21 protein-coding genes are annotated in these 22,741 nt (G+C 61.3%); 12 read left to right on the top strand and 9 right to left on the bottom strand.

The features are described from left to right. Positions 1 to 57 precede the first annotated feature (57 nt). The 3 genes from cysM to ACMGGW_RS16370 all read left to right on the top strand — a co-directional run bounded on the left by cysM (position 58) and on the right by ACMGGW_RS16370 (position 3,204). On the top strand, positions 58 to 939 hold the full coding sequence (gene cysM, locus ACMGGW_RS16380; RefSeq protein WP_089196544.1) for a cysteine synthase CysM: 882 nt from the start codon (positions 58 to 60) through the stop codon (positions 937 to 939). A gap of 252 nt (positions 940 to 1,191) precedes the next feature. Then, positions 1,192 to 1,872 carry a response regulator transcription factor gene (locus ACMGGW_RS16375; protein WP_025303784.1) on the top strand — a complete coding sequence of 227 codons (681 nt, stop codon included), beginning with the start codon at positions 1,192 to 1,194 and terminating at the stop codon, positions 1,870 to 1,872. Between the two features lie 6 nt (positions 1,873 to 1,878). Then, complete coding sequence (locus ACMGGW_RS16370; protein WP_043140342.1) at positions 1,879 to 3,204, top strand: ATP-binding protein; 1,326 nt, start codon at positions 1,879 to 1,881, stop codon at positions 3,202 to 3,204. A gap of 75 nt (positions 3,205 to 3,279) precedes the next feature. Here ACMGGW_RS16370 and crr read toward each other — a convergent pair whose 3' ends face one another. From crr to cysZ, 5 genes are all read right to left on the bottom strand, one after another. Next, the gene (gene crr, locus ACMGGW_RS16365) at positions 3,280 to 3,789 is read right to left on the bottom strand and encodes a PTS glucose transporter subunit IIA (RefSeq protein WP_004936467.1); all 510 of its coding nucleotides are present in this window, start codon (positions 3,787 to 3,789) and stop codon (positions 3,280 to 3,282) included. A gap of 49 nt (positions 3,790 to 3,838) precedes the next feature. Beyond that, complete coding sequence (gene ptsI, locus ACMGGW_RS16360; RefSeq protein WP_025303782.1) at positions 3,839 to 5,566, bottom strand: phosphoenolpyruvate-protein phosphotransferase PtsI; 1,728 nt, start codon at positions 5,564 to 5,566, stop codon at positions 3,839 to 3,841. Between the two features lie 46 nt (positions 5,567 to 5,612). Next, on the bottom strand, positions 5,613 to 5,870 hold the full coding sequence (gene ptsH / locus ACMGGW_RS16355; protein WP_004936458.1) for a phosphocarrier protein Hpr: 258 nt from the start codon (positions 5,868 to 5,870) through the stop codon (positions 5,613 to 5,615). Between the two features lie 399 nt (positions 5,871 to 6,269). Continuing rightward, positions 6,270 to 7,238 (bottom strand): cysteine synthase A, encoded by a 969-nt coding sequence (gene cysK / locus ACMGGW_RS16350; protein ID WP_004936453.1) that lies wholly within the window; start codon positions 7,236 to 7,238, stop codon positions 6,270 to 6,272. A gap of 185 nt (positions 7,239 to 7,423) precedes the next feature. Continuing rightward, entirely contained in the window at positions 7,424 to 8,182 is a 759-nt protein-coding gene (gene cysZ, locus ACMGGW_RS16345) for a sulfate transporter CysZ (protein WP_025303781.1), read from the bottom strand. A gap of 221 nt (positions 8,183 to 8,403) precedes the next feature. Between cysZ and zipA the strand changes: the two genes are divergently transcribed. From zipA to ACMGGW_RS16330, 3 genes are all read left to right on the top strand, one after another. Continuing rightward, positions 8,404 to 9,420, top strand: coding sequence for a cell division protein ZipA (gene zipA / locus ACMGGW_RS16340; RefSeq protein WP_127146822.1), 1,017 nt, complete (start codon positions 8,404 to 8,406; stop codon positions 9,418 to 9,420). Between the two features lie 79 nt (positions 9,421 to 9,499). Beyond that, the gene (gene ligA, locus ACMGGW_RS16335; RefSeq protein WP_197832403.1) at positions 9,500 to 11,521 is read left to right on the top strand and encodes an NAD-dependent DNA ligase LigA; all 2,022 of its coding nucleotides are present in this window, start codon (positions 9,500 to 9,502) and stop codon (positions 11,519 to 11,521) included. Continuing rightward, positions 11,521 to 11,736, top strand: coding sequence for a DUF3820 family protein (locus tag ACMGGW_RS16330; protein ID WP_004936441.1), 216 nt, complete (start codon positions 11,521 to 11,523; stop codon positions 11,734 to 11,736). The genes ligA and ACMGGW_RS16330 overlap by 1 nt, the downstream gene beginning before the upstream one ends. A 27-nt stretch (positions 11,737 to 11,763) precedes the next feature. Here ACMGGW_RS16330 and ACMGGW_RS16325 read toward each other — a convergent pair whose 3' ends face one another. Then, on the bottom strand, positions 11,764 to 12,762 hold the full coding sequence (locus ACMGGW_RS16325) for a bile acid:sodium symporter family protein (RefSeq protein WP_025303778.1): 999 nt from the start codon (positions 12,760 to 12,762) through the stop codon (positions 11,764 to 11,766). A gap of 96 nt (positions 12,763 to 12,858) precedes the next feature. Here ACMGGW_RS16325 and ACMGGW_RS16320 point away from each other — a divergent pair, with 96 nt between their 5' ends. Next, entirely contained in the window at positions 12,859 to 13,779 is a 921-nt protein-coding gene (locus tag ACMGGW_RS16320) for a LysR family transcriptional regulator (protein WP_049205394.1), read from the top strand. A gap of 1 nt (position 13,780) precedes the next feature. Here ACMGGW_RS16320 and ACMGGW_RS16315 read toward each other — a convergent pair whose 3' ends face one another. Both ACMGGW_RS16315 and ACMGGW_RS16310 read right to left on the bottom strand, forming a co-directional pair. Continuing rightward, on the bottom strand, positions 13,781 to 14,248 hold the full coding sequence (locus tag ACMGGW_RS16315; RefSeq protein WP_197759445.1) for a FlxA-like family protein: 468 nt from the start codon (positions 14,246 to 14,248) through the stop codon (positions 13,781 to 13,783). 52 nt (positions 14,249 to 14,300) lie between these two features. Beyond that, on the bottom strand, positions 14,301 to 14,849 hold the full coding sequence (locus tag ACMGGW_RS16310) for a nucleotidyltransferase family protein (protein ID WP_049205395.1): 549 nt from the start codon (positions 14,847 to 14,849) through the stop codon (positions 14,301 to 14,303). Positions 14,850 to 15,008: 159 nt separating this feature from the next. On the opposite strand from ACMGGW_RS16310, the gene ACMGGW_RS16305 reads away from it, so the two are divergent. Together ACMGGW_RS16305 and eutC are read left to right on the top strand one after the other, a co-directional pair. Further along, positions 15,009 to 16,394, top strand: a complete 1,386-nt coding sequence (locus tag ACMGGW_RS16305) for an ethanolamine ammonia-lyase subunit EutB (protein ID WP_197781061.1) — start codon at positions 15,009 to 15,011, stop codon at positions 16,392 to 16,394. Continuing rightward, positions 16,391 to 17,182 (top strand): ethanolamine ammonia-lyase subunit EutC, encoded by a 792-nt coding sequence (eutC, locus tag ACMGGW_RS16300; protein WP_043140316.1) that lies wholly within the window; start codon positions 16,391 to 16,393, stop codon positions 17,180 to 17,182. Before ACMGGW_RS16305 ends, eutC begins: the two co-directional genes overlap by 4 nt. Here eutC and ACMGGW_RS16295 read toward each other — a convergent pair. After that, positions 17,161 to 18,063, bottom strand: coding sequence for a LysR family transcriptional regulator (locus ACMGGW_RS16295; RefSeq protein ID WP_060433800.1), 903 nt, complete (start codon positions 18,061 to 18,063; stop codon positions 17,161 to 17,163). The genes eutC and ACMGGW_RS16295 overlap by 22 nt on opposite strands. Before the next feature lie 450 nt (positions 18,064 to 18,513). On the opposite strand from ACMGGW_RS16295, the gene budA reads away from it, so the two are divergent. The 3 genes from budA to ACMGGW_RS16280 all read left to right on the top strand — a co-directional run bounded on the left by budA (position 18,514) and on the right by ACMGGW_RS16280 (position 22,741). Next, complete coding sequence (gene budA / locus ACMGGW_RS16290; RefSeq protein WP_049205414.1) at positions 18,514 to 19,293, top strand: acetolactate decarboxylase; 780 nt, start codon at positions 18,514 to 18,516, stop codon at positions 19,291 to 19,293. Between the two features lie 32 nt (positions 19,294 to 19,325). Next, a complete protein-coding gene (gene alsS, locus ACMGGW_RS16285) occupies positions 19,326 to 21,011 on the top strand; it encodes an acetolactate synthase AlsS (RefSeq protein ID WP_167324494.1) in 1,686 nt (561 codons plus the stop codon). 143 nt (positions 21,012 to 21,154) lie between these two features. Further along, complete coding sequence (locus tag ACMGGW_RS16280; RefSeq protein WP_016926798.1) at positions 21,155 to 22,741, top strand: ABC transporter substrate-binding protein; 1,587 nt, start codon at positions 21,155 to 21,157, stop codon at positions 22,739 to 22,741.

The raw sequence follows: 22,741 nt of genomic DNA, 5'->3' as shown, positions 1-22,741 counted from the left end.
AAGGCAACCCCAGGGTTGCCTTTTTACTTTACGCACACCAACACACAGGCAAAGATCGTGACAACGCTCGAACAATGCATCGGGAATACCCCGCTGGTAAAACTGCAACGGCTGGCCGCCCAGGCGGGCAGCGAAGTATGGGTCAAACTGGAAGGCAATAACCCGGCGGGATCGGTGAAGGATCGCGCCGCGTTGGCGATGATCCAGCAGGCGGAGCTGCGCGGGGAGATCAAGCCCGGCGACGTGCTGATCGAGGCTACCAGCGGCAACACCGGCATTGCACTGGCGATGATCGCTGCATTGAAAGGCTATACGCTGAAGCTGCTGATGCCGGAGAACATGAGCCTGGAACGGCAGGCGGCGATGCGCGCCTACGGTGCGGAACTGATCCTGGTCAGCCGTGAGCAGGGGATGGAAGGGGCGCGCGATCTGGCGTTGGAGATGCAGCGCCAGGGGCAGGGCAAGGTGCTGGATCAGTTTAACAATCTCGACAATCCTTATGCCCACTTCACCACCACTGGCCCGGAGATCTGGCGCCAGACCGAAGGGCGCATCACGCACTTCGTTTCCAGCATGGGCACCACCGGCACCATTACCGGCGTGGGCGGTTACCTGAAGAGCCAGAATCCGCAGGTGCAGATCGTCGGCCTGCAGCCGGCGGAGGGCAGCAGCATCCCCGGCATTCGCCGTTGGTCGCCTGCTTACCTGCCGGGGATTTTCCGCCCGGAGCTGGTGGATCAGGTGTTGGATATCGAACAGGGCGATGCCGAGCAGACCATGCGCCAGTTGGCGCAGCGTGAAGGCATTTTCTGCGGCGTCAGCTCCGGCGGTGCGGTAGCCGGCGCCTTGCGCATCGCGGCGGTCCACCCTGGCAGCGTCGTGGTGGCGATCGTTTGCGATCGCGGCGACCGTTACCTCTCTACCGGCGTGTTCGACTGATCGCTCCTTCCCGGCGGTGTGTTCCGTCGGGAGAATCTTTCCCCCTTTCCTTTCGACAGACGGCAGCCCCGCTTGCGTGGTAGCTGCCGCTTGCTCGTGCGCCAATGCCATGACTGAAGTAGAGAAATTGCGCGGCAGCGGCCACAATAACGGTGGCGAGACGCAAAGAGCGATGTGTAAGGATTGAGTAAAACCGGCTGCGGGCCGGCGGAATTGGCGGGAAAATAACGAAAATCGGTGAAGGAGCAAGGCATGAAAATTTTACTGGTCGACGATGACCTGGAGCTTGGCACCATGCTGAGCGAATACCTGACCGGCGAAGGCTTCGATGCCACGCTAGTGCTGACGGGCAAGGCGGGGGTAGAGGGCGCGCTGTCGGGCGACTATACCGCGATGATCCTCGACATCATGCTGCCGGACATGAGCGGCATCGACGTGCTGCGCGATGTGCGTAAAAAGAGCCGGCTGCCGATCATCATGCTGACCGCCAAAGGCGACAACATCGATCGGGTGATTGGCCTGGAGATGGGCGCCGACGATTACATGCCCAAACCGTGCTACCCGCGCGAATTGGTGGCGCGTCTGCGCGCGGTGCTGCGCCGTTTCGAAGAGCGGCCGCAAGAGGCGGACGACGAAGCCGCTATCAGCTTCGGCGAGCTGACGTTGAACCCTTCAACCCGCAGCAGCGAATGGCGCGGTAAGGCGTTTGATCTGACCGCTTCGGAATTCAATCTGTTGGAGCTGTTGCTGCGCGCGCCGGATCGCGTGGTGTCGAAGGACGAGCTGTCCGAGAAGGGGCTGGGGCGCCCGCGTGAGGCCTATGACCGCAGCGTGGACGTGCACATCAGCAATATTCGCCAGAAGCTGAGCGCGTTGGCCGGCAGTAAGCTCAGCATCGAGACGGTGCGCAGCATCGGCTATCGCATCCGGTAACCTGATATGCGCGGAAGACTGTTCTGGAAAATTTTACTCGGCTTTTGGTTGACCTTCCTCATCATGACGCAGGCGCTGTGGGTGGCGTTTTCTCTTTATGGCGATCGTTATGTGCCGCCGGAGAACGCCATGGCGCGGCGGGTCATTGGCCTGCAACTGACCTCCGCCGCCACCCAGTTGCGCAGCGGCGGTATGCCGGCGCTGGAAGCCCTGATGCGCGACTGGCCCGAGGACGACAGGCGTCTGCTGTCGGTTACGCCGATGACCCAACCGCCGCCGCCCGCGCCGGAAGAACCGGTGTTTGAAGGGCGTCGTATGCCGAAAGCGATTTCCGCCTGGGTGCAGACCGGAGAAGGGCAAGGTTACTGGCTGAGCTATGACGTGCGCGGGCTGCGGGAAGAGTATCGGCCGGAGCGGCGTTCCCACTTCTTCAACATTCCTGCGCCGATGCTGTGGGTCGGCGGGCTGGGCGGTTTGCTGTTCAGCGCCGTGCTGGCCTGGAACCTGACCCGGCCGATGCGTCAGCTGCGCGGCGGCCTGGATCGGGTGGCGCAGGGCGATCTATCGGTGCGGTTGTTCCCGAACATGCGACGCCGCCATGACGAGCTGTCCGACGTGGCGCGCGATTTCGACACCATGGCCGAGCGGCTGGAACTGCTGGTTAGCGCCCGCGAGCAGTTACTTCATGACGTTTCGCACGAGCTGCGTTCACCGCTGGCGCGCCTGCAGCTGGCGATTGGCCTGGCGCGGCAGAATGCCGGTAACGTCGAAGCCTCGCTCAAACGTATCGAACACGAGTCGGGGCGGCTGGACAAAATGATCGGCGAGCTGCTGGCGTTGTCGCGTACCGAACACAGCAGCCTGCCGGACGAGGAGTACTTCGATCTGTACGGCCTGGTGGACGCGGTGGTGAGCGATGCACGCTACGAGGCGCAGGTGCCCGGCGTGGATATCGTGCTGCAGGCCGAGTCGGACGTGGAGTATACCGTCAAGGGCAATGCGGAGCTGATGCGGCGAGCGGTGGACAACATCGTGCGCAATGCGCTGCGCTTTTCCAGCCACGGCCAGCGGGTGACGGTGGCGCTGTCGCGCGTCGATAACCAGTTCCAGATCGCCGTCAGCGATCAGGGGCCGGGGGTCGAAGAGGCGAAGCTGTCGAGCATCTTCGACCCGTTCGTGCGTGTGAAGTCGGCGCAGTCGGGCAAGGGTTACGGCTTGGGGCTGGCGATTACCCGCAAGGTGGTATTGGCGCACGGCGGCCAGGTTGAGGCGCGCAACGGCGACAAAGAGGGGCTGGTCATTACCCTGCGTATCCCGCGCTGGTCGTCATAACGTAGCGAGATTGGGATACGACGAAGGGGATAAAAAAACGGCGCCGAGGGCGCCGTTTTTCTTGCTCATCCGCGCTTACTTCTTGATGCGGATGATCGGGGTTTCGCCAACGGTCACGCTGCCGGACAGTTTGATCAGCTCTTTGATCTCGTCCATGTTGGAGATAACGACCGGCGTCAGGGTAGACTTGGCTTTCTCTTCCAGCAGTGGCAGGTTGAACTCGATAACCACGTCACCTTTCTTGACGCGCTGACCTTCTTCGGCGATGCGTTTGAAGCCTTCGCCTTTCAGTTCTACGGTATCGATGCCGAAGTGGACGAACAGCTCAATGCCGCTGTCGGATTCGATAGAGAATGCATGGTTGGTTTCGAAAATCTTACCGATGGTGCCGTCAACCGGAGCAACCATTTTGTTACCGGCCGGTTTGATGGCGATACCGTCGCCAACGATTTTTTCAGCGAACACTACGTCCGGCACATCTTCGATATTGACGATTTCGCCAGAAAGGGGAGCGACGATCTCGATAGTGCCCGTGTCTTTCTTGTCATCAGAAACCAGAGATTTCAGTTTATCGAACAAACCCATGATCTTCTCCTAAGCATTAAATTGGGCGGCGTTCCAGTGTCGTGGAAGTTTAGCAGAGCGTTTTTTCTTCGATGAATTTATTGACGCAATTCATCAGGTCTTGTGCCGTTGGCTGTGCCAAGGCCTGCGCTGCCAACGCCTTCACATCTTCGAAATTCGTGTTACGAATAATTTTCTTGATGCGCGGGATTGAAATCGCACTCATGCTGAACTCATCCAGCCCCATGCCCAATAACAACAGTGTAGCACGCTCATCGCCAGCCAGTTCGCCGCACATGCCGGTCCACTTGCCTTCTGCGTGAGATGCATCAATAACCTGTTTGATCAGGCTAAGTACTGATGGGGACATCGGGTTATAGAGATGAGAAATCAGCTCGTTGCCGCGATCTACCGCCAGAGTATACTGGGTTAGATCGTTTGTCCCAATACTAAAGAAGTCGACTTCTTTCGCCAGGTGGTGAGCGATGACCGCCGCAGCCGGTGTTTCCACCATCACGCCCACCTCGATGCTCTCGTCAAACGCCTTGCCTTCTTCGCGCAGCTGCGCCTTCAGCGTCTCGATTTCGCCTTTCAGATCGCGCACTTCTTCCACGGAGATGATCATCGGGAACATGATGCGCAGTTTGCCGAACGCCGAGGCGCGCAGGATGGCGCGCAGCTGGGCGTGAAGGATTTCACGGCGGTCCATCGCGATGCGGATGGCGCGCCAGCCGAGGAACGGGTTCTCTTCCTTCGGCAGGTTCATGTACGGCAGGTCTTTGTCGCCGCCGATGTCCATGGTGCGGACGATCACGGCCTGCGAGCCCATGGCTTCCGCCACGGCTTTATAAGCCTGGAACTGCTCGTCTTCGGTCGGCAGCGAGTCACGGTCCATGAACAGGAATTCGGTACGATACAGGCCGACGCCTTCCGCGCCGTTGCGCTCTGCACCCGCGACGTCGCGCACGGTGCCGATGTTGGCGCAGACTTCAACCTGATGGCCGTCCAGCGTAATCGCCGGCAGGTCCTTCAGCTTGGCCAGATCGTTTTTCTCGGTGATGTATTGGTTCTGGGCGGCTTTCAGCTGATCGATAACGTCAGCGGTCGGGTTAACGTAAATTTTGTTGTTAACCGCATCCAGAATCAGGTAGTCGTCGTTTTTCACCTGCTTGGTCACGTCGCTGGTACCGACGATCGCCGGCAGCTCCAGGGAGCGCGCCATGATAGAGGTGTGGGAGGTGCGGCCGCCGAGATCGGTAATGAAGCCCAGCACTTTGTCCAGGTTCAGCTGCGCGGTCTCGGACGGGGTCAGATCGGTGGCCACCAGGATCACTTCGTCCTGAATGGAGCCCAGATCGACGATCGGCATGCCCAGAATGTTTTGCAGCAGGCGTTTGCCGATGTCGCGCACGTCGGCGGCGCGTTCTTTCAGGTATTCGTCGTCCAGCTCTTCCAACGCTTTTGCCTGACCTTCGATCACGGTGTAGGCGGCGGCGTCTGCGGAGGCCAGATCGTCTTTGATTAGGGCTATGATTTCCTGCTCAAGCTCTTCGTCTTCCAGCAACATGATGTGGCCTTCGAAGATAGCTTCCTTCTCTTCGCCGAAGGTTTCGCCAGCTTTGGTCTTGATCGCTTCCAGCTGTTCGGACGCTTTTGCGCGGCCGGCCAGAAAACGCGAGACTTCCTGCTCTACTTGATCAGCAGAGATTTTTTTCCGGTTGATGACGATGTCGTCTTCTTTCAGCAAGAGAGCCTTACCAAAAGCGATGCCCGGTGATACTAAAATGCCTGAAATCATAACCCTACCTTACTCTTGACTGGTGTTAACTAAAAAGACGGGCCGATTACTCAAGCTCTGCCATCAGTTTTACCAAGTGCTCAACGGCTTTCTGCTCGTCTTCACCTTCAGCTGAGATGGTCACTACGGTCCCTTGAGTCAGCCCCAGAGTTTGCAGTTTGAACAGGCTTTTAGCGCTGGCGCTTTTGCCGTTGGAGGTCACGGTGATGTCAGACGTGAAGCCTTTGGCTTCTTTAACGAACTGAGCGGCAGGGCGAGTATGCAGACCATTCGGAGCGGTAATAGTAACTTCTTGCTGGAACATTGATGTTTCCCCAACTTATTGGATTAATGTTGTGGAGTTAAAGTTTAGCCCAGGGGCCTGACTTTAACTTGTCTGGTTATAGCGCCTGACTATGGACAGGGGCGAACGTTGATGCAACAGAAAACGACGCGTTAGGCACTTCAGATCAAAAAACTCGGCTTTAGACGTCGTTCCAATCCGCTCCCCATTATGCCCGATTCGCCGCGTCGGCGACAGATGAGTAAATCGATTCAGCCTTGACCGTGCTCGGAGAGTGATTAATTTTGCGCATCGAAATAATGCAACGTTAAATACTAAAGGCGACGGGCAAAAGCAATCTTGGACTGCTATAAAGTTTGATCCAGTCCACAAAAAAGCACCCCGCAGGGTGCTTTTTTAGCGATTTGTGCAGTTGCGGAATTACTGCTGCAATTCCTGCTCGGTGAACAGATCGGCGAACAGCGCGGTGCTGAGATAACGTTCGCCGGAAGAGGGCAGGATGACCACGATAGTCTTGTCGGCGAACGCCGGTTCTTCGGCCAGTTTCACCGCCGCCGCGACCGCTGCGCCGGAGGAGATGCCCGCCAGGATGCCTTCTTCGTCCATCAGACGACGCGCCATGCTGATGGCTTCGTCGTTGGAGACTTTCTCGACGCGATCCACCAGGTCAAGATCGAGGTTGCCCGGAATGAAGCCGGCGCCGATGCCCTGGATCTTGTGCGGGCCCGGTTTCAGCTCTTCACCGGCCAGCGCCTGGCTGATGACCGGCGAGTCGGTCGGCTCGACCGCCACGGTGGTGATGGCCTTGCCTTTGGTGTTCTTGATGTAGCGGCTGACGCCGGTCAATGTGCCGCCGGTGCCGACGCCGGAGATGAACACGTCGACTTCCCCATCGGTGTCTTCCCAGATTTCTGGGCCGGTGGTTTTTTCATGGATGGCCGGGTTGGCCGGGTTGCTGAACTGCTGCAGGATCAGGTAACGGTTCGGATCGGTGGCGACGATCTCTTCGGCTTTGGCGATGGCGCCTTTCATGCCTTTCGCCCCTTCGGTCAGCACCAGATTGGCGCCCAGCGCCTTGAGCAGCTTGCGGCGCTCGATGCTCATGGTTTCCGGCATGGTCAGCGTCAGCTTGTAACCGCGCGCAGCGGCGACGAAGGCCAGCGCGATGCCGGTGTTGCCGCTGGTCGGCTCCACCAGTTCCTTGCCGGCGGTCAGCACGCCGCGTTGTTCCGCATCCCAAATCATATTGGCACCGATGCGGCATTTGACGCTGAAGCTCGGGTTACGTGATTCAACCTTGGCCAGAATGCGTCCGTTGCCGATACGGTTCAGACGAACCAGCGGCGTATGGCCGATTGTTAATGAGTTGTCTTCATATATCTTGCTCATAGCCCGTCCTTTAACTCTATGAAAATGTGGGGAACATCGAAAGCATACGCTAACAGTACCGGCAGGGAAGTAAAGAATTGGTATATCTATATGTTATTAGGAAATAAGTTTTAAGCACAATGATAAGGGCGCGAAATGCGCGCCCTGTCGAAAATTCCCGCGCTGTCGGCGGTAAAAAACGGCGATTATCGGACGAATTGCGTGCGATAACGATCGACCCACATCGCGGTGGCGCCGCAGACGGCGACCGGCAGGATCACCAGGTTGAGGATCGGGATCATGGTAAAGAGGCTGACCAGCGCGCCGAACTGCAGATTGTCGGTTTTGTGCTGGCGCAAAGCGCGGCGCATGTCGGCAAAGCTCACCTTGTGGTTGTCGAACGGGTAGTCGCAATACTGGATCGCCAGCATCCAGGCGCTGAACAGGAACCACAGCACCGGCGCCACCGTCTGGCCGATGCCGGGCACGAAGTACAGCGCCAGCAGCAGCAGCGCGCGCGGCAGGTAATACATTAGCTTGCGCCATTCGCGCGCCATGATGCGCGGCAGATCTTTGGCGATGCCGAGCAGGCCGGTGTCCGGCAGCGGTTTGCCGGTCAGGCTGCCTTCGAGCTGCTCGGCCAGCAGGCCGCAGAACGGCGCGGCGATCAGATTGGTGATAGTGCTGAATAGATAGCTGAACACCAGCAGCACCGAAATGACCGCCAGCGGCCACAACAGGTAGCTCAACCATTGCAGCCAGTCGGGAACGTGGCTCATCATCGCCGGGATCCAATCGCCAAGCCGGCTGAACAGCCACCAGAAAGCGGAGCCCATCAGCAGCACGTTGACCAGCAACGGCAGGACCACATAGCGTTTAATCCCCGGGCGCGAAATCAGGCGCCAGCCTTCGGCGAAATAGTGAATGCCGCTGGTCGAGCGGGAAGGGAGCTGCGTATAGGACATATCTTAAGTTATCTCGTTGTCTGAACAGGCATCATTATCATATAGGGATGATTTTCCACTGGCTAGGGTAGGGTTGGCTGAAAAACCAGCAGAAAAAGGCAGTATAATCATCTTTATTGGCATAAAGTTCAGCACGGACTTGCACTTGTGTGCGCGGGCAAATAGAGTTAAAGAGTGAATGTTTGCCGCGGTGGCAATGTATTGGAACAACAGAGATAGCAATGATGCAGGATTTGCGTCTGATATTAATCGTTGTTGGCGCGATCGCCATAATAGCGCTGTTATTGCACGGTCTGTGGACCAGTCGCAAAGAACGGTCAGCGCTCTTCCGCGATCGCCCAGCCAAACGTTCCCAAAAGGAACGTGAACAAACTCCGATCGACGATCTCGAAGAAGGCGTCGGTGAGGTGCGCGTACGCGCCGCTCACCCGCAAGACGAGCCGTCATTCGGCCATTTCGATGCCGCACGCGAAGAACCCGTGGCCGCGCCGAAGCCCGCTCCGGCGGCTGCGCCAGCGCCCCACGCCGTTCAGCCGGCTGCCCATCAGACGCCGCCTCCGCTGTCTCAGCGGCCGGAATATGATGATATCCTGCTGAACAACTACGCGCCGGACGAAGAACAGGCCGAACCGCAGCAACCGCAACCGGCCGTGCGCCGTGAGCCGCGCGTCGACGATCTGCCGCATGAACATGAGGCGCCGCAGGGGGCAGAACCGGCATTCCACGCCGAACCGGTTCCTGTGCAGCAAGCGCCGGAAGTGAAGCCTGCGCCGGAACCTGCACCGCAGCCTGCGGCTGCGCCAATTCAGGCTAAGCTGAAAGAGACCGTGCTGGTGCTGCACGTCGCGGCCCATCAGGGCGGTGTGATCGGCGGCGAAGTGCTGCTGCAGAGCGTGTTGCAGGCGGGCTTCCAGTTTGGCGAGATGGGCATCTTCCACCGCCATATCAGCCCGGCCGGCAGCGGCCCGGTACTGTTCAGCCTGGCGAACATGGTCAAGCCGGGGTCGTTCGATCCTGACATGATGTCCGATTTCTCCACGCCGGGCGTGTCGATGTTCATGATGGTGCCGTCTTACGGCGACGCCAATCAGAACTTCAAGCTGATGCTGCAGTCGGCGCAGCGCATCGCCGACGACGTGGGCGGCGTGGTGCTGGACGACGAGCGCCGCATGATGACGCCGCAGAAGCTGGAAACCTACAAAGCGCGTATCCGTGAAGTGTTGGAAAACAACGCCTGACCGGGTTGCCGCGCGCACTGAACATCCGTAACAACAAAGCCCCCGCTAGCCGGGGGTTTTTTATCTTTGATGGTGAGCCATGGAATCGATAATCCAACAAATCAATCAACTACGAGCCACATTGCGCCATCATGAATACCAGTATCATGTGCTGGATGCGCCCGAAGTGCCGGATGCGGAATATGACCGCCTGATGCGCGAGCTGCGCGAGCTCGAGAGCGCGCATCCGGAGCTGATCACCGCCGATTCGCCGACCCAGCGCGTGGGCGCGGCGCCGCTTGCGGCGTTCGACCAGGTGCGTCACGAAGTGCCGATGCTGTCGCTGGACAACGTGTTCGACGAAGAAAGCTTCCTAGCGTTTTACAAGCGCGTGCAGGACAGGCTCAAAAGCAGCGATCCGCTGACCTTCTGCTGTGAACTGAAGCTGGATGGCCTGGCGGTCAGCCTGCTGTATGAAGACGGCGAACTGGTGCGCGCGGCGACGCGCGGCGATGGCACCACCGGGGAGAACATCACCACCAACGTGCGTACCATTCGCGCCATCCCGCTGCGCCTGACCGGCGACAACATCCCGCGCCGGCTGGAAGTGCGCGGCGAAGTGTTCATGCCGCAGGCCGGTTTTGAACAGATGAACGAAGAGGCGCGGCGCAAAGACGGCAAGGTGTTTGCCAATCCGCGCAACGCCGCCGCCGGTTCGCTGCGCCAGCTCGATCCGCGCATTACCGCTAAACGCCCGCTGACCTTCTTCTGCTACGGCGTCGGCCTGCTGGAAGGCGGCGAGCTGCCGCGCAGCCACTTTGAGCGCCTGATGCAGTTCAAGGCCTGGGGCCTGCCGGTTAGCGATCGCGCCCAGCGCCGCACCGGCAGCGAGGAAGTTCTGGCGTTTTATCGTCAGGTCGAGCAGGACCGCGCACAGCTCGGTTTCGACATCGACGGCGTGGTGATCAAGATTGACGACATCGATCTGCAGGAAACGCTGGGCTTTGTGGCGCGAGCACCGCGTTGGGCGACGGCGTTCAAATTCCCGGCCCAGGAGCAGATCACCGTGGTGCGCGAAGTGGAGTTTCAGGTTGGCCGCACCGGCGCGATTACGCCGGTGGCCCGCCTTGAGCCGGTGTTGGTGGCCGGGGTGACCGTCAGCAATGCCACCTTGCACAATGCCGATGAAATTGAGCGGTTGGGGCTGCGCATCGGCGATACGGTGATCGTGCGCCGTGCCGGCGACGTGATCCCGCAGGTGGTGGGGGTGCTGGAAGACCACCGGCCGCAGGATGCGCGCGAAGTGGTGTTCCCGCTGCACTGCCCGGTGTGCGGCTCCGACGTTGAGCGCGTGGAAGGCGAAGCCGTGGCGCGCTGCACCGGCGGTCTTATCTGCGGCGCGCAGCGCAAAGAGGCGTTGAAGCATTTCGTTTCCCGCCGCGCGCTGGACGTTGAAGGCATGGGCGACAAGATCATCGAGCAACTGGTGGACAAGGAGTACGTGAAGAACCCGGCCGATCTGTTCCGGCTGTCCGCCGGCATTCTGACCGGTCTGGATCGCATGGGGCCGAAATCGGCGCAGAACCTGGTCAATGCGCTGGAGAAATCCAAACAGACCACCTTCGCCCGCTTCCTGTATGCGCTCGGCATTCGCGAGGTCGGCGAAGCGACCGCCGCCAACCTGGCGGCGCATTTCGGATCGCTCGAGAAGTTGTTCGCCGCTGACATCGAGGCGCTGAAAGAGGTGCCGGACGTCGGCGAAGTGGTGGCCAAACACACCCGCAATTTCCTCGATGAAGCGCTCAATCAGCAGGTGATCAACGAGCTGGTGGGCGCCGAGATCGGCATCCACTGGCCGGCGCCGGTGGTGGTGGCGGCGGAAGAGATAGACAGCCCGTTCGCCGGCAAAACCGTGGTGCTGACCGGCTCGCTGAGCCAGCTGTCGCGCGACGAGGCCAAAGATCGCCTGACGGCGCTGGGCGCCAAGGTCAGCGGCAGCGTGTCGAAGAAAACCGATCTGGTGATCGCCGGTGAGGCGGCCGGTTCCAAGCTGGCGAAGGCGCAGGAGCTGGGTATCGCCGTGATCGACGAAGCGGAGATGATCCGCTTGCTGGGTGAGTGATGGAAAAAGAAAACCTGCTGGAGATCGCCAATACCGTGATGCCGTTCGGCAAGTACCAAGGGCGGGTGCTGATCGATCTGCCCGAAGAGTACCTGCTGTGGTTCGCCCGCAAGGGCGAATTCCCCAAAGGCAAGCTCGGCATGCTGATGGAGATGACGCTGGCGATTAAAATCGAAGGGCTTGACCACCTGGTCAAGCCGCTGAAGAAAAGCTGAACTGACGGGCCTTGGCCCGTCTTTTTTTTACCCGCGCGACGCCTGTGCGTTGGCGTTGGGCACCGCCTGTTGCGCTCGCTGCTTGCGCTGGTATCTTTTGGCCAGCACTGCGCAGGTCATCAGCTGCACCTGATGAAACACCATCAGCGGCAGCACCATGATCCCCACCGTCGCCGCCGGGAACAGGATATTGGCCATCGGAATGCCGTTCGCCAGGCTCTTCTTCGAACCGCAGAATACGATGGTGATCTCGTCCGCTTTGCTGAACCCCAGCCAACGCGCCATGTAAGTGTTCACCACCAGCACGATCGCCAGCAGCACGATGCTGCCGCCGACGATAAACGCCAGCGAACCGATCCCCACCTGATGCCAGATACCGTGCGTCACCGCCTCGCTGAAGGCGGCGTACACCACCAGCAGAATCGAGGTCTGGTCGGTTTTACCGATAAGCGGCCGATGGCGCTCGATCCAGCCGCCGATCAGCGGTCGCAGCAGGTGGCCGGCGACAAACGGCACCAGCAGCTGCAGCACGATCGAACCGACCTGCCGCAGGCCGCCGGTATCGCCGTGCACGTTCATCAACAGGCCGACCAGCAGCGGCGATACGAAGATCCCGAGCAGGCTGGAGGCGGAAGCGCTGCACACTGCCGCCGCGACGTTGCCGCCCGCCAGCGAGGTGAAGGCGATGGCCGACTGCACGGTGGCGGGCAGAATGCACAGGTAGATGAAACCGGCGTACAGTTCGGGGCTGACGTCGATCGGCGCCCACCAGGCGAACAGCATCCCCAGCGCCGGAAAAATGATGAAGGTGCTGAACATCACCCACAGATGCAGCCGCCAGTTATTGCTGCCGGCCAGGATGGCCTCGCGCGACAGCTTGGCGCCGTGCATGAAAAACAGCAGGGCGATGGCGGCGATGGTCAGGGCGTTGAGCCAGCCGACGAACTCGCCGCGCGCCGGCAGGAACGACGCCAGCAGCACGGTGGCGATCAGCGTCAGGGTAAAACGATCGGGCAGGAATCTCATGGCGATGCGCTCGGGTAGAAAATCGATGGGGCTATTCTCCCGCGCGGGCATATAATAATAAAATTGATTTATTTAATTCATCCATGAATAAAACACATGAATTACTCACTCAAACAGCTGCGGGTGTTCGTCGCCATCGCCCGCCACGGCAGCTTCAGCCGCGCCGGGGAGGCGATCGGCCTGACGCAATCGGCGGTCAGCCACAGCGTGAAAGAGCTGGAGGCGGAGGTCGGCGTGCGCCTGCTGGATCGCACCACGCGTGAGGTGGCGTTGACCGACGCCGGCCTGCGGCTAGCCAACCGGGTCGAACGGCTGCTGGACGAGCTGCAGGCCGCGTTGCTGGATGCGCGCAGCTTTGGCGTACAGCGCAGCGGCACGGTGCGGGTGGCGACGAGCCAGACCATTTCCGCCCATCTGATGCCGCAGTGCATCGCCGCCGGCGAGCGTGAATACCCGGAGATCCGCATCATGCTGCGCGATCAGGCGCAGCAGCAGGTGCTGCACAGCGTGCGTAACGCCGAGGTGGATTTCGGCATCGTGGTCGATCCGGTGCAGGCGGTGGATCTGGAGTGCGAAGCGGTGCTGCATGAGCCTTTCCTGTTGCTGTGCCGCGACGATCACCCGTTTGCTGAGCAGCAAGAGGTGCGTTGGTCGGCGCTAAACGGCTGCCGCCTGGTGTTGCAGGATTATGCGTCGGGCAGCCGGCCGCTGATCGACAGTGCGCTGAGGCAGCAGGGCGTGGAGGCGCAGGTGGTGCAGGAAATCGGCCATCCGGCGACGCTGTTCCCGATGGTGGCGGAGGGGATTGGCATCAGCATTTTCCCGGCGTTGGCGCTGCCGTTGCCGGAAGGGGGACGGCTTCGGGTACGGCGGCTGGTGCCGGAAATTAACCGCGCGCTGATGCTGGTGCGGCGCAAGAACCGCTCGCTGACGCCGGCGGCGGAGGCCATCTGGCAGGTGGCGCGTCAGCAGGCGACGCTGCTGCAACAGCGCCGGCAGGAAAGCGCGGAATATTGAGTCAGATATAGACGTCCACTGCGTTGAGCGGCGTTGGGCGGTTTACGCCGTCGCCGGCTTGCGCTGCGGCTTTTGCCATCTGCTCCTGCTGCTGCTTTTCCATTTCTTCTTTCTGGATGCGCGCGATCTCGGCCTGCAACATCTTGATCTGCGCTTCGATCAGCTGTTTCTGTTTTTCGATCTCTTTGGGGTCGGCGCTGGAGTCCTTCAGCTCCACCAGCTTTTGCTGCAGCGCCTGAATCTGCCGGTTTAGCGCCTTGATGCGCACCGAGGCGCGGCTTTCGTTGAGGTTAGCCGGTTCTTCATTGCCGTTGGCGCGTTCGTTTTTCTCCATCTTGCCGCCTTGCGGCTGGTTGTTGACCGGTTTGGCCATCAGCAATTCGCCCTGATGGCCCGGCGCGCTAAAGACGTTGCTGACGCCGGGAACGGTATTTTTGATCGGTACGAACATGGTGATGGTGGTCGACATGGATGCTCTCCCTGAGTCGGTATATCGCTGATCAGGGTATCGGCAGCGGCGGCTAAATCTTTACCTGCCGCAGACGCGGCCAGCGCAACAGCCAGCCTTTGTCGAGCACGCGCTGGGCATAGGCCGCGCGATCGCCGTTTTTCACGTTGAAGGTAATGGTGTCGTCGAACAGCGCCGCGAGCCCGAAAGGGGCGACCAGCGTGATGCTGTCGTCGGCGTTCAGACGCGCGCCGACCGCCGTTTCCACTTCAGTCCAGAAGCTGATGGCCTCTTCGCTGTTGCGGTAGGGCGCCCGGCCGCCGCGCAGGTGCATGCGCGCCTGATTCTTGACCGACCACGGCTGCGGCAGCCACTGTTGCAGCCGCGCCTCCAGCATGCGATCGCGTTCGGCGTCCGCCCGCTGCGCATCGAAGTGGATCACGTCGATATCGTTGAGCGGCGTGGGCTCCACATAGCCGTGGCGCCGATCCCACACCAGGTTGCGCACAAAGCCGGCGCCGAGGCACCAGTCATTCAGGCCGAGCCGGCGCACGGTGCGCAGGGCGGCCATGCGCGCGCTATCTTGTTGCAGCCAGTCGATAATTTGCCGTTGCGGATCCATCACCCCTCCTGTTTTCGCGGCTACTGTAACCCGAAGCGGCGGCGGGTGAAATGGAGAGAAGCGTGATGGCGGCGATCGCATGCAAAATAATTTTCTTTTCCCACTGACTACACTTGGTGCAGGGTTGTTATCTCGTCACTCGGGGCAAGGGAGGGGGCTATGTATCAGGCAACGGTGGGTCAACGCGGCTATCGCTTTGGCGATCTGCGCCAGCTGATGGCGAAGGCTTCGCCTGCACGCTCCGGCGATTATCTGGCGGAGGTGGCGGCGGAAAGCGCCGAAGAGCGCATGGCGGCGCGCATCGCGCTGGCGGATGTGCCGCTCAAGGCATTCCTGCAGCAGACGCTGGTGCCGTACGAGCAGGACGAGGTGACGCGCCTGATTATCGATAGCCACGATGCCGCCGCCTTTGAGCCCATCTCGCACCTCACGGTCGGCGATTTTCGCGACTGGTTGCTGAGCGAGCAGGCGGACAGCGCCATGCTGGCGCAGGTGGCCACCGGCATTACGCCGGAGATGGCGGCGGCAGTGAGCAAGATCATGCGCAATCAGGATCTGATCCTGGTGGCGAAAAAGTGCCGGGTGGTGACGCGCTTTCGCAATACGATTGGCCTGCCGGGCCACCTCAGCGTGCGGTTGCAGCCCAATCACCCGACCGACAGCCTGCAGGGCATCGCCGCCAGCATGCTGGACGGCCTGCTGTACGGCAGCGGTGATGCGGTGGTTGGCATCAATCCGGCCAGCGACAGCCTGCCGCTGCTGGAAAAGCTCAACTACATGCTGGACGACGTGATCCAGCGCTTCGCCATTCCCACCCAATCCTGCGTGCTGACCCATGTGACCAACACGCTGCGGCTGATGGAGCGCGGCGCGCCGGTGGATCTGGTGTTTCAGTCGATCGCCGGTACCGAAGCGGCCAATCGCGGTTTCGGCATCAGTCTGGCGCTGCTGGCGGAGGCGCAGCAGGCGGCGCTGAGCCTCAAGCGCGGCACGTTGGGCGATAACGTGATGTACTTCGAAACCGGGCAGGGCAGTTGCCTGTCGGCTAACGCGCATCACGGCGTCGATCAGCAGACCTGCGAGGCGCGTGCCTATGCGGTGGCGCGCCATTTCTCACCGCTGCTGATCAACACCGTGGTGGGGTTTATCGGCCCCGAATACCTGTATGACGGCAAACAAATTATCCGCGCCGGGCTGGAGGACCACTTCTGCGGCAAGCTGCTCGGCCTGCCGCTGGGTTGCGACGTCTGCTACACCAACCATGCCGAAGCCGATCAGGACGACATGGACACGCTGCTGACGCTATTGGCCGCCGCCGGGTTGACGTTCCTGATCGGCGTACCGGGCGCGGATGACATCATGCTCAACTACCAAAGCACCTCGTTCCACGACGCGCTCTATATCCGAGAGCTGCTGGGGCTGAAGCACGCGCCGGAGTTCGCCGCCTGGCTGGCGGCGATGAACATCACCGACGAACGCGGGCGGCTGCGCGACGCCGCCGCCAATCACCCGCTGTTGCTGGCGCTGCAGGGAGAACGGACATGAGCAAACCGGTTCACGTCAACAGTTGGGATGCGCTGCGCGCCTTTACCGACGCGCGCATCGCGCTGGGGCGCACCGGCGCCAGTCTGCCGACCGACGAGCTGCTGCGCTTCGGCCTGGCCCATGCCCAGGCGCGCGACGCGGTGCATCAGCCTTTCGACAGCGAGCGGCTGGCGGCGGATCTGCACGATGCCGGTTGGCCCACGCTGGCGGTGCACAGCCAGGCTGGCGACCGCGCCGCCTACCTGCGCCGTCCGGATCTGGGGCGGCGATTGGCGCCGGATAGCCGCAGCCTGCTGCTTGGTTTACCGCCGCGCCGCGTCGATCTGCTGCTGGCGGTGGCGGACGGCCTCTCCTCCAAGGCGGTGCACCGCCAGGCGCTGCCGTTGCTGCAAGCGCTGCGGCCCTATCTCGATACGCTGGGGCTGACCGTGGCACCGGTGGTGCTGGCGCATCAGGCGCGGGTGGCGCTGGGGGATGAGATCGGTGAATGCCTGCAGGCTCGGGCGGTGGCGATGCTGATCGGCGAACGGCCGGGGCTGTCGTCGCCGGACAGTCTGGGCATCTATTTGACCTGGGGACCGAGCGCGCGCAGAACGGACGCCGAGCGCAACTGTATTTCCAACGTACGGCCCGAGGGGCTGGATTACCCGCAGGCGGCGTTCCGCCTGGCCTGGCTGCTGGAGCAGGCGTTCCAGCGGCGGCTGAGCGGCATCGAGCTGAAGGACGAGAGCGACAACCCGGCCCTGCATGGACGAGTGACGCCGCTTTACCCCCAGCTGGGCGGCTGACCGATGGTTTGCTGCAGCAGGGCGGTGAAGGCCGCCAGCCGGGCGGACACCTTCGCCATCGGGCGCAGCAGATAGATGCCTTGCTGCTCATGGCGCGGATCTTCCAGCATCTGCACTAGCTGCCCGTGCTGCACGTCCGGCCCCACTACCCAGTTGGGCAGAAAGGCGATGCCGAGCCCGAGCAGCGCGGCCTGACGCTGCGCGGTGAAGTCGTCGCAGCGCAGCGCCATGGTGCAGCGGCTCATCAGCGCCGCGTCGAGGATTTGCGCCCAGCAGGCCGGCTGCTGCTTGTGGTAGCGGGCGATCAGCCGATGCTGTGGCAGCGCTTCCAGATCGGCCGGCAGGCCATAGCGGGCGACGTAGGCGGGGCTGGCGCACATTACCCAGCGTTGGGTGGCGATGCGGCTGGCGTACAGCGCGCTGTCCTTCTGCTCGCCGATGCGGATGGCGGCGTCGAGCCGTTCCTGCGTCGGATCGGTCAGGCGTTCGGTCAGATCGAGGTCGACCCACAGCTGCGGGTAGCGTTCCGCCAGCGTCGGCAGCAGCGGCAGCACATAGGTTTTGCCGAACGTTGGCAGGCAGCTGATGCGCAGCGTGCCCTGCGGCGTTTCGTTCAGCGCGCTCAGCTCGGCGCGAAGGCCGGTAATGTCCGTCATCAGCGCGGTGGCGCGCGTCAGCAGCAGCTCGCCGGCGTCGGTCAGCAGCAGGCCACGGGTGGAGCGCACGAACAGTGCGGCGCCGAGCGCGCTTTCCAAGGCGTCGATGTGGCGCACCAGCGAGGAGGGCACCATGCCCAGCCGGCGCGCGGCGGCGGAAAAGCTGCCCAGGCGGGCCACGTCGAGAAAAATTGGCAGATGTTCTACATAGCGGGCGTCATTCATTTTTGCATTATATGCAAAAGCGTTTCTTATGAATACCCGCTTCTCTGCCGGCGGCGCGGCGGCTACTCTGGCTGCGGGTTGACGACGGGCTTCAACGCCGCCTTATCCCGGCCGTATAGAGAGAAAACGCATAAACCTCGCGGCGCTTAGCACTAAATAACAGATGTTTTTCCCAGGCTGCGCGAGCCGCCTGCGGAGTTGATAGTCGCTCCAACACCAGATTAACCGTTCAATTTGATATCCGATCCAGCATTAATGATTAGTGAGCCTTTACTTTCACTCATCATGCTGTTGACTCTGGATATCGGCCGGCCAGCCGTGCCGGTTTTTTTGTCGCCTCAGGCTGAATCGTTCCAACTGATGAACGCGCCTGAGAGGCATCTTGGCCCGCCGTCGGTGGGTCTTTTGAACGCGCGGAACCGCGATCCCGCGCTGGTGGAGGAGTTAGTCATGAACGAAAAACACGGGTGTTCCTGTGCGCGCCATTTGGCGCAGGGTTTTGCCAGGCAGTCGATCAACGCCGGGGAGGGCGAAATCTATCAAATCTCGCTGATGAGCGCGCTCATCGACGGGGTCTACGAGGGCGAAACCACCATTGCCGAGTTGCTCAAACACGGCAACTTCGGCCTCGGCACCTTCAATCATCTGGACGGTGAACTGATCGCTTTCGATCGGGAAATACACCAGCTGCGCGCCGACGGCAGCGCCCGGCCGGCCGGCCTGCAACAGAAAACCCCCTTCGCCGTCGTCACCTTTTTCCAGCCCAGCGTCAGCCAGCAATTCGACCGGCCGATCACCAAGGCACAGCTGCACCAGTGCATCGACGAACAGGTCGCCTCGCCGAACCTGTTCTGCGCGGTGCGGGTGGACGGTGAGTTCAGCCATGTCGAAACCCGCACCGTACCGCGTCAGGAACGGCCTTACCGCCCAATGCTGGAAGCGATAGAAGAGCAGCCGACCTTCTCGTTCCATCAGCGGCGCGGCACGCTGGTCGGCTTCCGCTCGCCGGATTACATGCAGGGCATCGGCGTGGCCGGCTATCACGAACACTTCGTTACCGACGACCGCAGCGGCGGCGGCCACGTACTGGACTACCAGCTCGATCATGGCCGTTTGCAGTTCGGCGTCATCACGCGTCTCAATCTTCAGTTGCCGCATGATGCGGATTTCTTGCGCGCCAACCTCTGCCCAGAGGATTTGGACCGCGCGATTCGTTCCGCCGAGGGCTAACCCCGGCGATTGTTTTCTTAGGAGGTGGAACCATGGCACAGGAAAAAACAGGCAATGACTGGCAATGCGGCGCCGATTTGGTGGTGAAAAACCTGGAGGCGCAGGGCGTCAAACACGTTTTCGGCATTCCGGGCGCCAAGATCGACCGAGTGTTCGACTCGCTGGAGGACGCGCCATCGATCGAAACGGTGGTGGTGCGGCATGAGGCCAACGCGGCCTTTATGGCGGCGGCGGTCGGCCGCCTGACCGGCAAGGCCGGGGTGGCGCTGGTCACCTCCGGGCCGGGCAGCTCCAACCTGATCACCGGGCTGGCTACCGCCACCTCGGAAGGGGACGCGGTGGTGGCCTTCGGCGGGGCGGTGAAGCGCGCCGACAGCCTGAAGCAGACGCACCAGAGCATGGATACCGTCAGCATGTTCCGGCCGGTCACCAAGTATTGCGCCGAAGTGCATGCCGGTTCGGCGATTTCCGAGGTGATCGCCAACGCCTTCCGCCGCGCCGAGTTCGGCCGGCCGGGGGCATCGTTCGTCAGCCTGCCGATGGATATCGTCAATGAACCGGTCAGCGCGCCGGTACTGGCGGGCTGCCGCTTGCCGCGCATGGGGGCCGCCGCGGCAGACGACATTCAGGCGGCGGTGAAACTGATCCGCCAGGCCAAATGCCCGGTGCTGCTGCTGGGCTTGCAGGCCAGCCGGCCGGAGAACAGCGAGGCGGTGCGCCATCTGCTGTACCGCACCCATATGCCGGTGGTCGGCACCTATCAGGCGGCGGGGGTGATCGACGTCAACCACTTCGCCCGTTTCGCCGGCCGCGTCGGCCTGTTCAACAACCAGCCGGCCGATCAGCTGCTGCAGAAGGCCGATCTGGTGGTGAGCGTCGGTTATGATCCGATCGAATACGATCCCTGCATGTGGAACAGCCACGGGCGGCTGAAGCTGGTGCATATCGACGTGCTGCCGGCGGATATCGATACCTGCTATCGGCCGGACGTCGAGCTGGTGGGCAACATCAGCGCTACGCTGAACATGATGACCGAAGCGTTCACTGAGGCGGTCTGCGTGCCGCCAGAAGTGGAGCTGATCCTCACCGATCTTGGCCGCCAGCGTACTGAACTGGCGGAGCGCGCCGCGCGCCGCGGCGGCATGCCGATCCACCCGCTGCGCATCGTCAAGGAGCTGCAGGACATCGTCAGCGACGACGTGACGCTGTGTGTGGACATGGGCAGTTTCCACATCTGGATCGCCCGTTATCTTTACAGCTTCCGTGCCCGTCAGCTGTTGATCTCCAACGGCCAGCAAACCATGGGGGTGGCATTGCCGTGGGCCATCGGTGCGGCGCTGGTGCGCCCCGGCGACAAGGTGGTGTCTATATCCGGTGACGGCGGCTTCATGCAGTCGAGCATGGAGCTGGAGACCGCGGTGCGGCTGAAAAACAACATCGTGCACGTGATCTGGGTCGATAACGCCTACAACATGGTGGAAATGCAGGAAGTGAACAAATACCAGCGCAAGTCCGGCGTGGAGTTCGGGCCGATTGACTTCAAGGCCTACGCGGAATCCTGCGGCGCGGTCGGTTTCGCCGTGCAGTCGGTGGAAGATCTGCGGCCGATGCTGCGCAAGGCGATGGCGATCCAGGGGCCGGTAGTGGTGGCCATCCCGGTCGACTATGCCGACAACTATAAGCTGATGGCGCAGATGAACTTCAGCCAGATGATTTAATTTCATCATCCTCGCGCCGTTTCACCGGGGCAGGCCGCTTGCGCGCCTGCCCGTTTTTATGCGCGGAATTTGTCCTTTACTTCGCTAACTGCATGATTTATTGCTATCCGTTGGGCTGTTTTTTCACCACTGGGGATAGCGCAATGAAAAGAAAAGCAATAACGATCGGGCTGCTGGCGTTGGCGATTGCCGGCGGCGCGCGAGCCAATACGCTGGTCTACTGTTCCGAAGGATCGCCGGAAGGCTTCAACCCGCAGCTGTTCACCTCCGGCACCACGGTGGACGCCAGTTCGGCGGCGATCTACAACCGGCTGGTGGATTTCAAACCCGGCACCGTCGAGCTGCAACCCAGCCTGGCGGAGAGCTGGGAAGTGAGCGAAGACGGCAAGCGCTATACCTTCCACCTGCGCAAGGGCGTGGCATTCCAGAGCAATAAATATTTCACGCCCACCCGCGATTTCAACGCCGATGACGTCATCTTCTCGTTTATGCGCCAGAAGGACGCCAACAACCCGTATCACAAGGTCTCCAACGGCGCCTACACCAACTTCGAGTCGATGGAGTTCGGCACGCTGATTGACCGGATCGTCAAGGTGGATGACCACACCGTGCGCTTTGAGCTCTCCCGCGCCGAGGCGCCGTTCGTCGCCGATCTGGGCATGTATTTCGCCACCCTATTATCGGCGGAATATGCCGACGCGATGCTGAAGGCCGGCACGCCGCAGCGGGTGGACAACGATCCGATCGGCACCGGGCCGTTCCAGCTGGTGCAGTACCAGAAAGACGCGAAAATCCTCTACAAGGCGTTCGACCGCTACTGGGAAGGTAAGCCGAAGATCGATCGGCTGGTGTTTTCGATCACGCCGGATGCGACGGTGCGTTACGCCAAGCTGCAAAAGAACGAGTGCCAGGTGATGCCGTTCCCTAATCCGGCGGATCTGGCGCGCATGCGGCAGGACGGCAACCTTCAGGTAATGGAAAAATCCGGCTTGAATATCGGCTTCCTGGCGTTCAACACCCAGAAGAAACCGTTGGATAACGTTAAGGTGCGCCAGGCGTTGGCGCTGGCGGTCAACAAGCCGGCGATCATCGACGCGGTGTTCCACGGCGCCGGCCAGCCGGCCAAAAATCTGCTGCCGCCGACCCAGTGGGGCAGCAACGCGCAGCTTGAAGACTACCCGTATTCGCCGGAGCGGGCGAAGCAGCTGTTGCAGGAGGCCGGGTTGGGGCAGGGCTTCGATATCGATCTATGGGCGATGCCGGTGCAGCGGCCCTATAACCCCAACGCCAAGCGTATGGCGGAGATGATCCAGGCCGACTGGGCTAAAATCGGCGTGCGCGCCAAAATCGTCACCTTCGAGTGGGGCGAATATTTGCAGCGGATTAAAAACGGCGAACACCAGACCGCGCTGATGGGCTGGACCACCGCCAACGGCGATCCAGACAACTTCTTCGGCCCGCTGTTCACCTGCGCTTCGCTCGGCGGCTCCAACTCGGCGAAATGGTGCTACAAGCCGTTCGACCAGCTGATCCTGCAGGCGCGTGAAGAGAACGATCATGCCAAGCGGGTGGCGATGTACCAGCAGGCGCAGGTGATGATGCACGATCAGATGCCGGCGCTGATGATCGCGCACTCGACCATCTTCGAACCGGTGCGCAAGGAAGTGAAAGGCTACGAAATAGACCCGTTCGGCAAACACATCTTCAAGCAGGTGTCGCTGGAGAAATAA

It is taken from the genome of Serratia sp. BNK-4 (assembly GCF_048685115.1).
GTDB lineage: Bacteria > Pseudomonadota > Gammaproteobacteria > Enterobacterales > Enterobacteriaceae > Serratia > Serratia bockelmannii.
Note: the sequence above shows the minus strand (reverse complement) of the source record. Positions and strands in the feature narration are given on the sequence as shown.

Excerpts from the sequence above, each read along its gene's own strand:
- ACMGGW_RS16375 (WP_025303784.1), top strand. The coding sequence starts at position 1,192 with ATGAAAATTTTACTGGTCGACGATGACCTGGAGCTTGGCACCATGCTG.
- ACMGGW_RS16370 (WP_043140342.1), top strand. The coding sequence starts at position 1,879 with ATGCGCGGAAGACTGTTCTGGAAAATTTTACTCGGCTTTTGGTTGACC.
- crr (WP_004936467.1), bottom strand. The coding sequence starts at position 3,789 with ATGGGTTTGTTCGATAAACTGAAATCTCTGGTTTCTGATGACAAGAAA.
- ptsI (WP_025303782.1), bottom strand. The coding sequence starts at position 5,566 with ATGATTTCAGGCATTTTAGTATCACCGGGCATCGCTTTTGGTAAGGCT.
- ptsH (WP_004936458.1), bottom strand. The coding sequence starts at position 5,870 with ATGTTCCAGCAAGAAGTTACTATTACCGCTCCGAATGGTCTGCATACT.
- cysK (WP_004936453.1), bottom strand. The coding sequence starts at position 7,238 with ATGAGCAAGATATATGAAGACAACTCATTAACAATCGGCCATACGCCG.
- cysZ (WP_025303781.1), bottom strand. The coding sequence starts at position 8,182 with ATGTCCTATACGCAGCTCCCTTCCCGCTCGACCAGCGGCATTCACTAT.
- zipA (WP_127146822.1), top strand. The coding sequence starts at position 8,404 with ATGATGCAGGATTTGCGTCTGATATTAATCGTTGTTGGCGCGATCGCC.
- ligA (WP_197832403.1), top strand. The coding sequence starts at position 9,500 with ATGGAATCGATAATCCAACAAATCAATCAACTACGAGCCACATTGCGC.
- ACMGGW_RS16330 (WP_004936441.1), top strand. The coding sequence starts at position 11,521 with ATGGAAAAAGAAAACCTGCTGGAGATCGCCAATACCGTGATGCCGTTC.
- ACMGGW_RS16325 (WP_025303778.1), bottom strand. The coding sequence starts at position 12,762 with ATGAGATTCCTGCCCGATCGTTTTACCCTGACGCTGATCGCCACCGTG.
- ACMGGW_RS16320 (WP_049205394.1), top strand. The coding sequence starts at position 12,859 with ATGAATTACTCACTCAAACAGCTGCGGGTGTTCGTCGCCATCGCCCGC.
- ACMGGW_RS16315 (WP_197759445.1), bottom strand. The coding sequence starts at position 14,248 with ATGTCGACCACCATCACCATGTTCGTACCGATCAAAAATACCGTTCCC.
- ACMGGW_RS16310 (WP_049205395.1), bottom strand. The coding sequence starts at position 14,849 with ATGGATCCGCAACGGCAAATTATCGACTGGCTGCAACAAGATAGCGCG.
- ACMGGW_RS16305 (WP_197781061.1), top strand. The coding sequence starts at position 15,009 with ATGTATCAGGCAACGGTGGGTCAACGCGGCTATCGCTTTGGCGATCTG.
- eutC (WP_043140316.1), top strand. The coding sequence starts at position 16,391 with ATGAGCAAACCGGTTCACGTCAACAGTTGGGATGCGCTGCGCGCCTTT.
- ACMGGW_RS16295 (WP_060433800.1), bottom strand. The coding sequence starts at position 18,063 with ATGAATGACGCCCGCTATGTAGAACATCTGCCAATTTTTCTCGACGTG.
- budA (WP_049205414.1), top strand. The coding sequence starts at position 18,514 with ATGAACGAAAAACACGGGTGTTCCTGTGCGCGCCATTTGGCGCAGGGT.
- alsS (WP_167324494.1), top strand. The coding sequence starts at position 19,326 with ATGGCACAGGAAAAAACAGGCAATGACTGGCAATGCGGCGCCGATTTG.
- ACMGGW_RS16280 (WP_016926798.1), top strand. The coding sequence starts at position 21,155 with ATGAAAAGAAAAGCAATAACGATCGGGCTGCTGGCGTTGGCGATTGCC.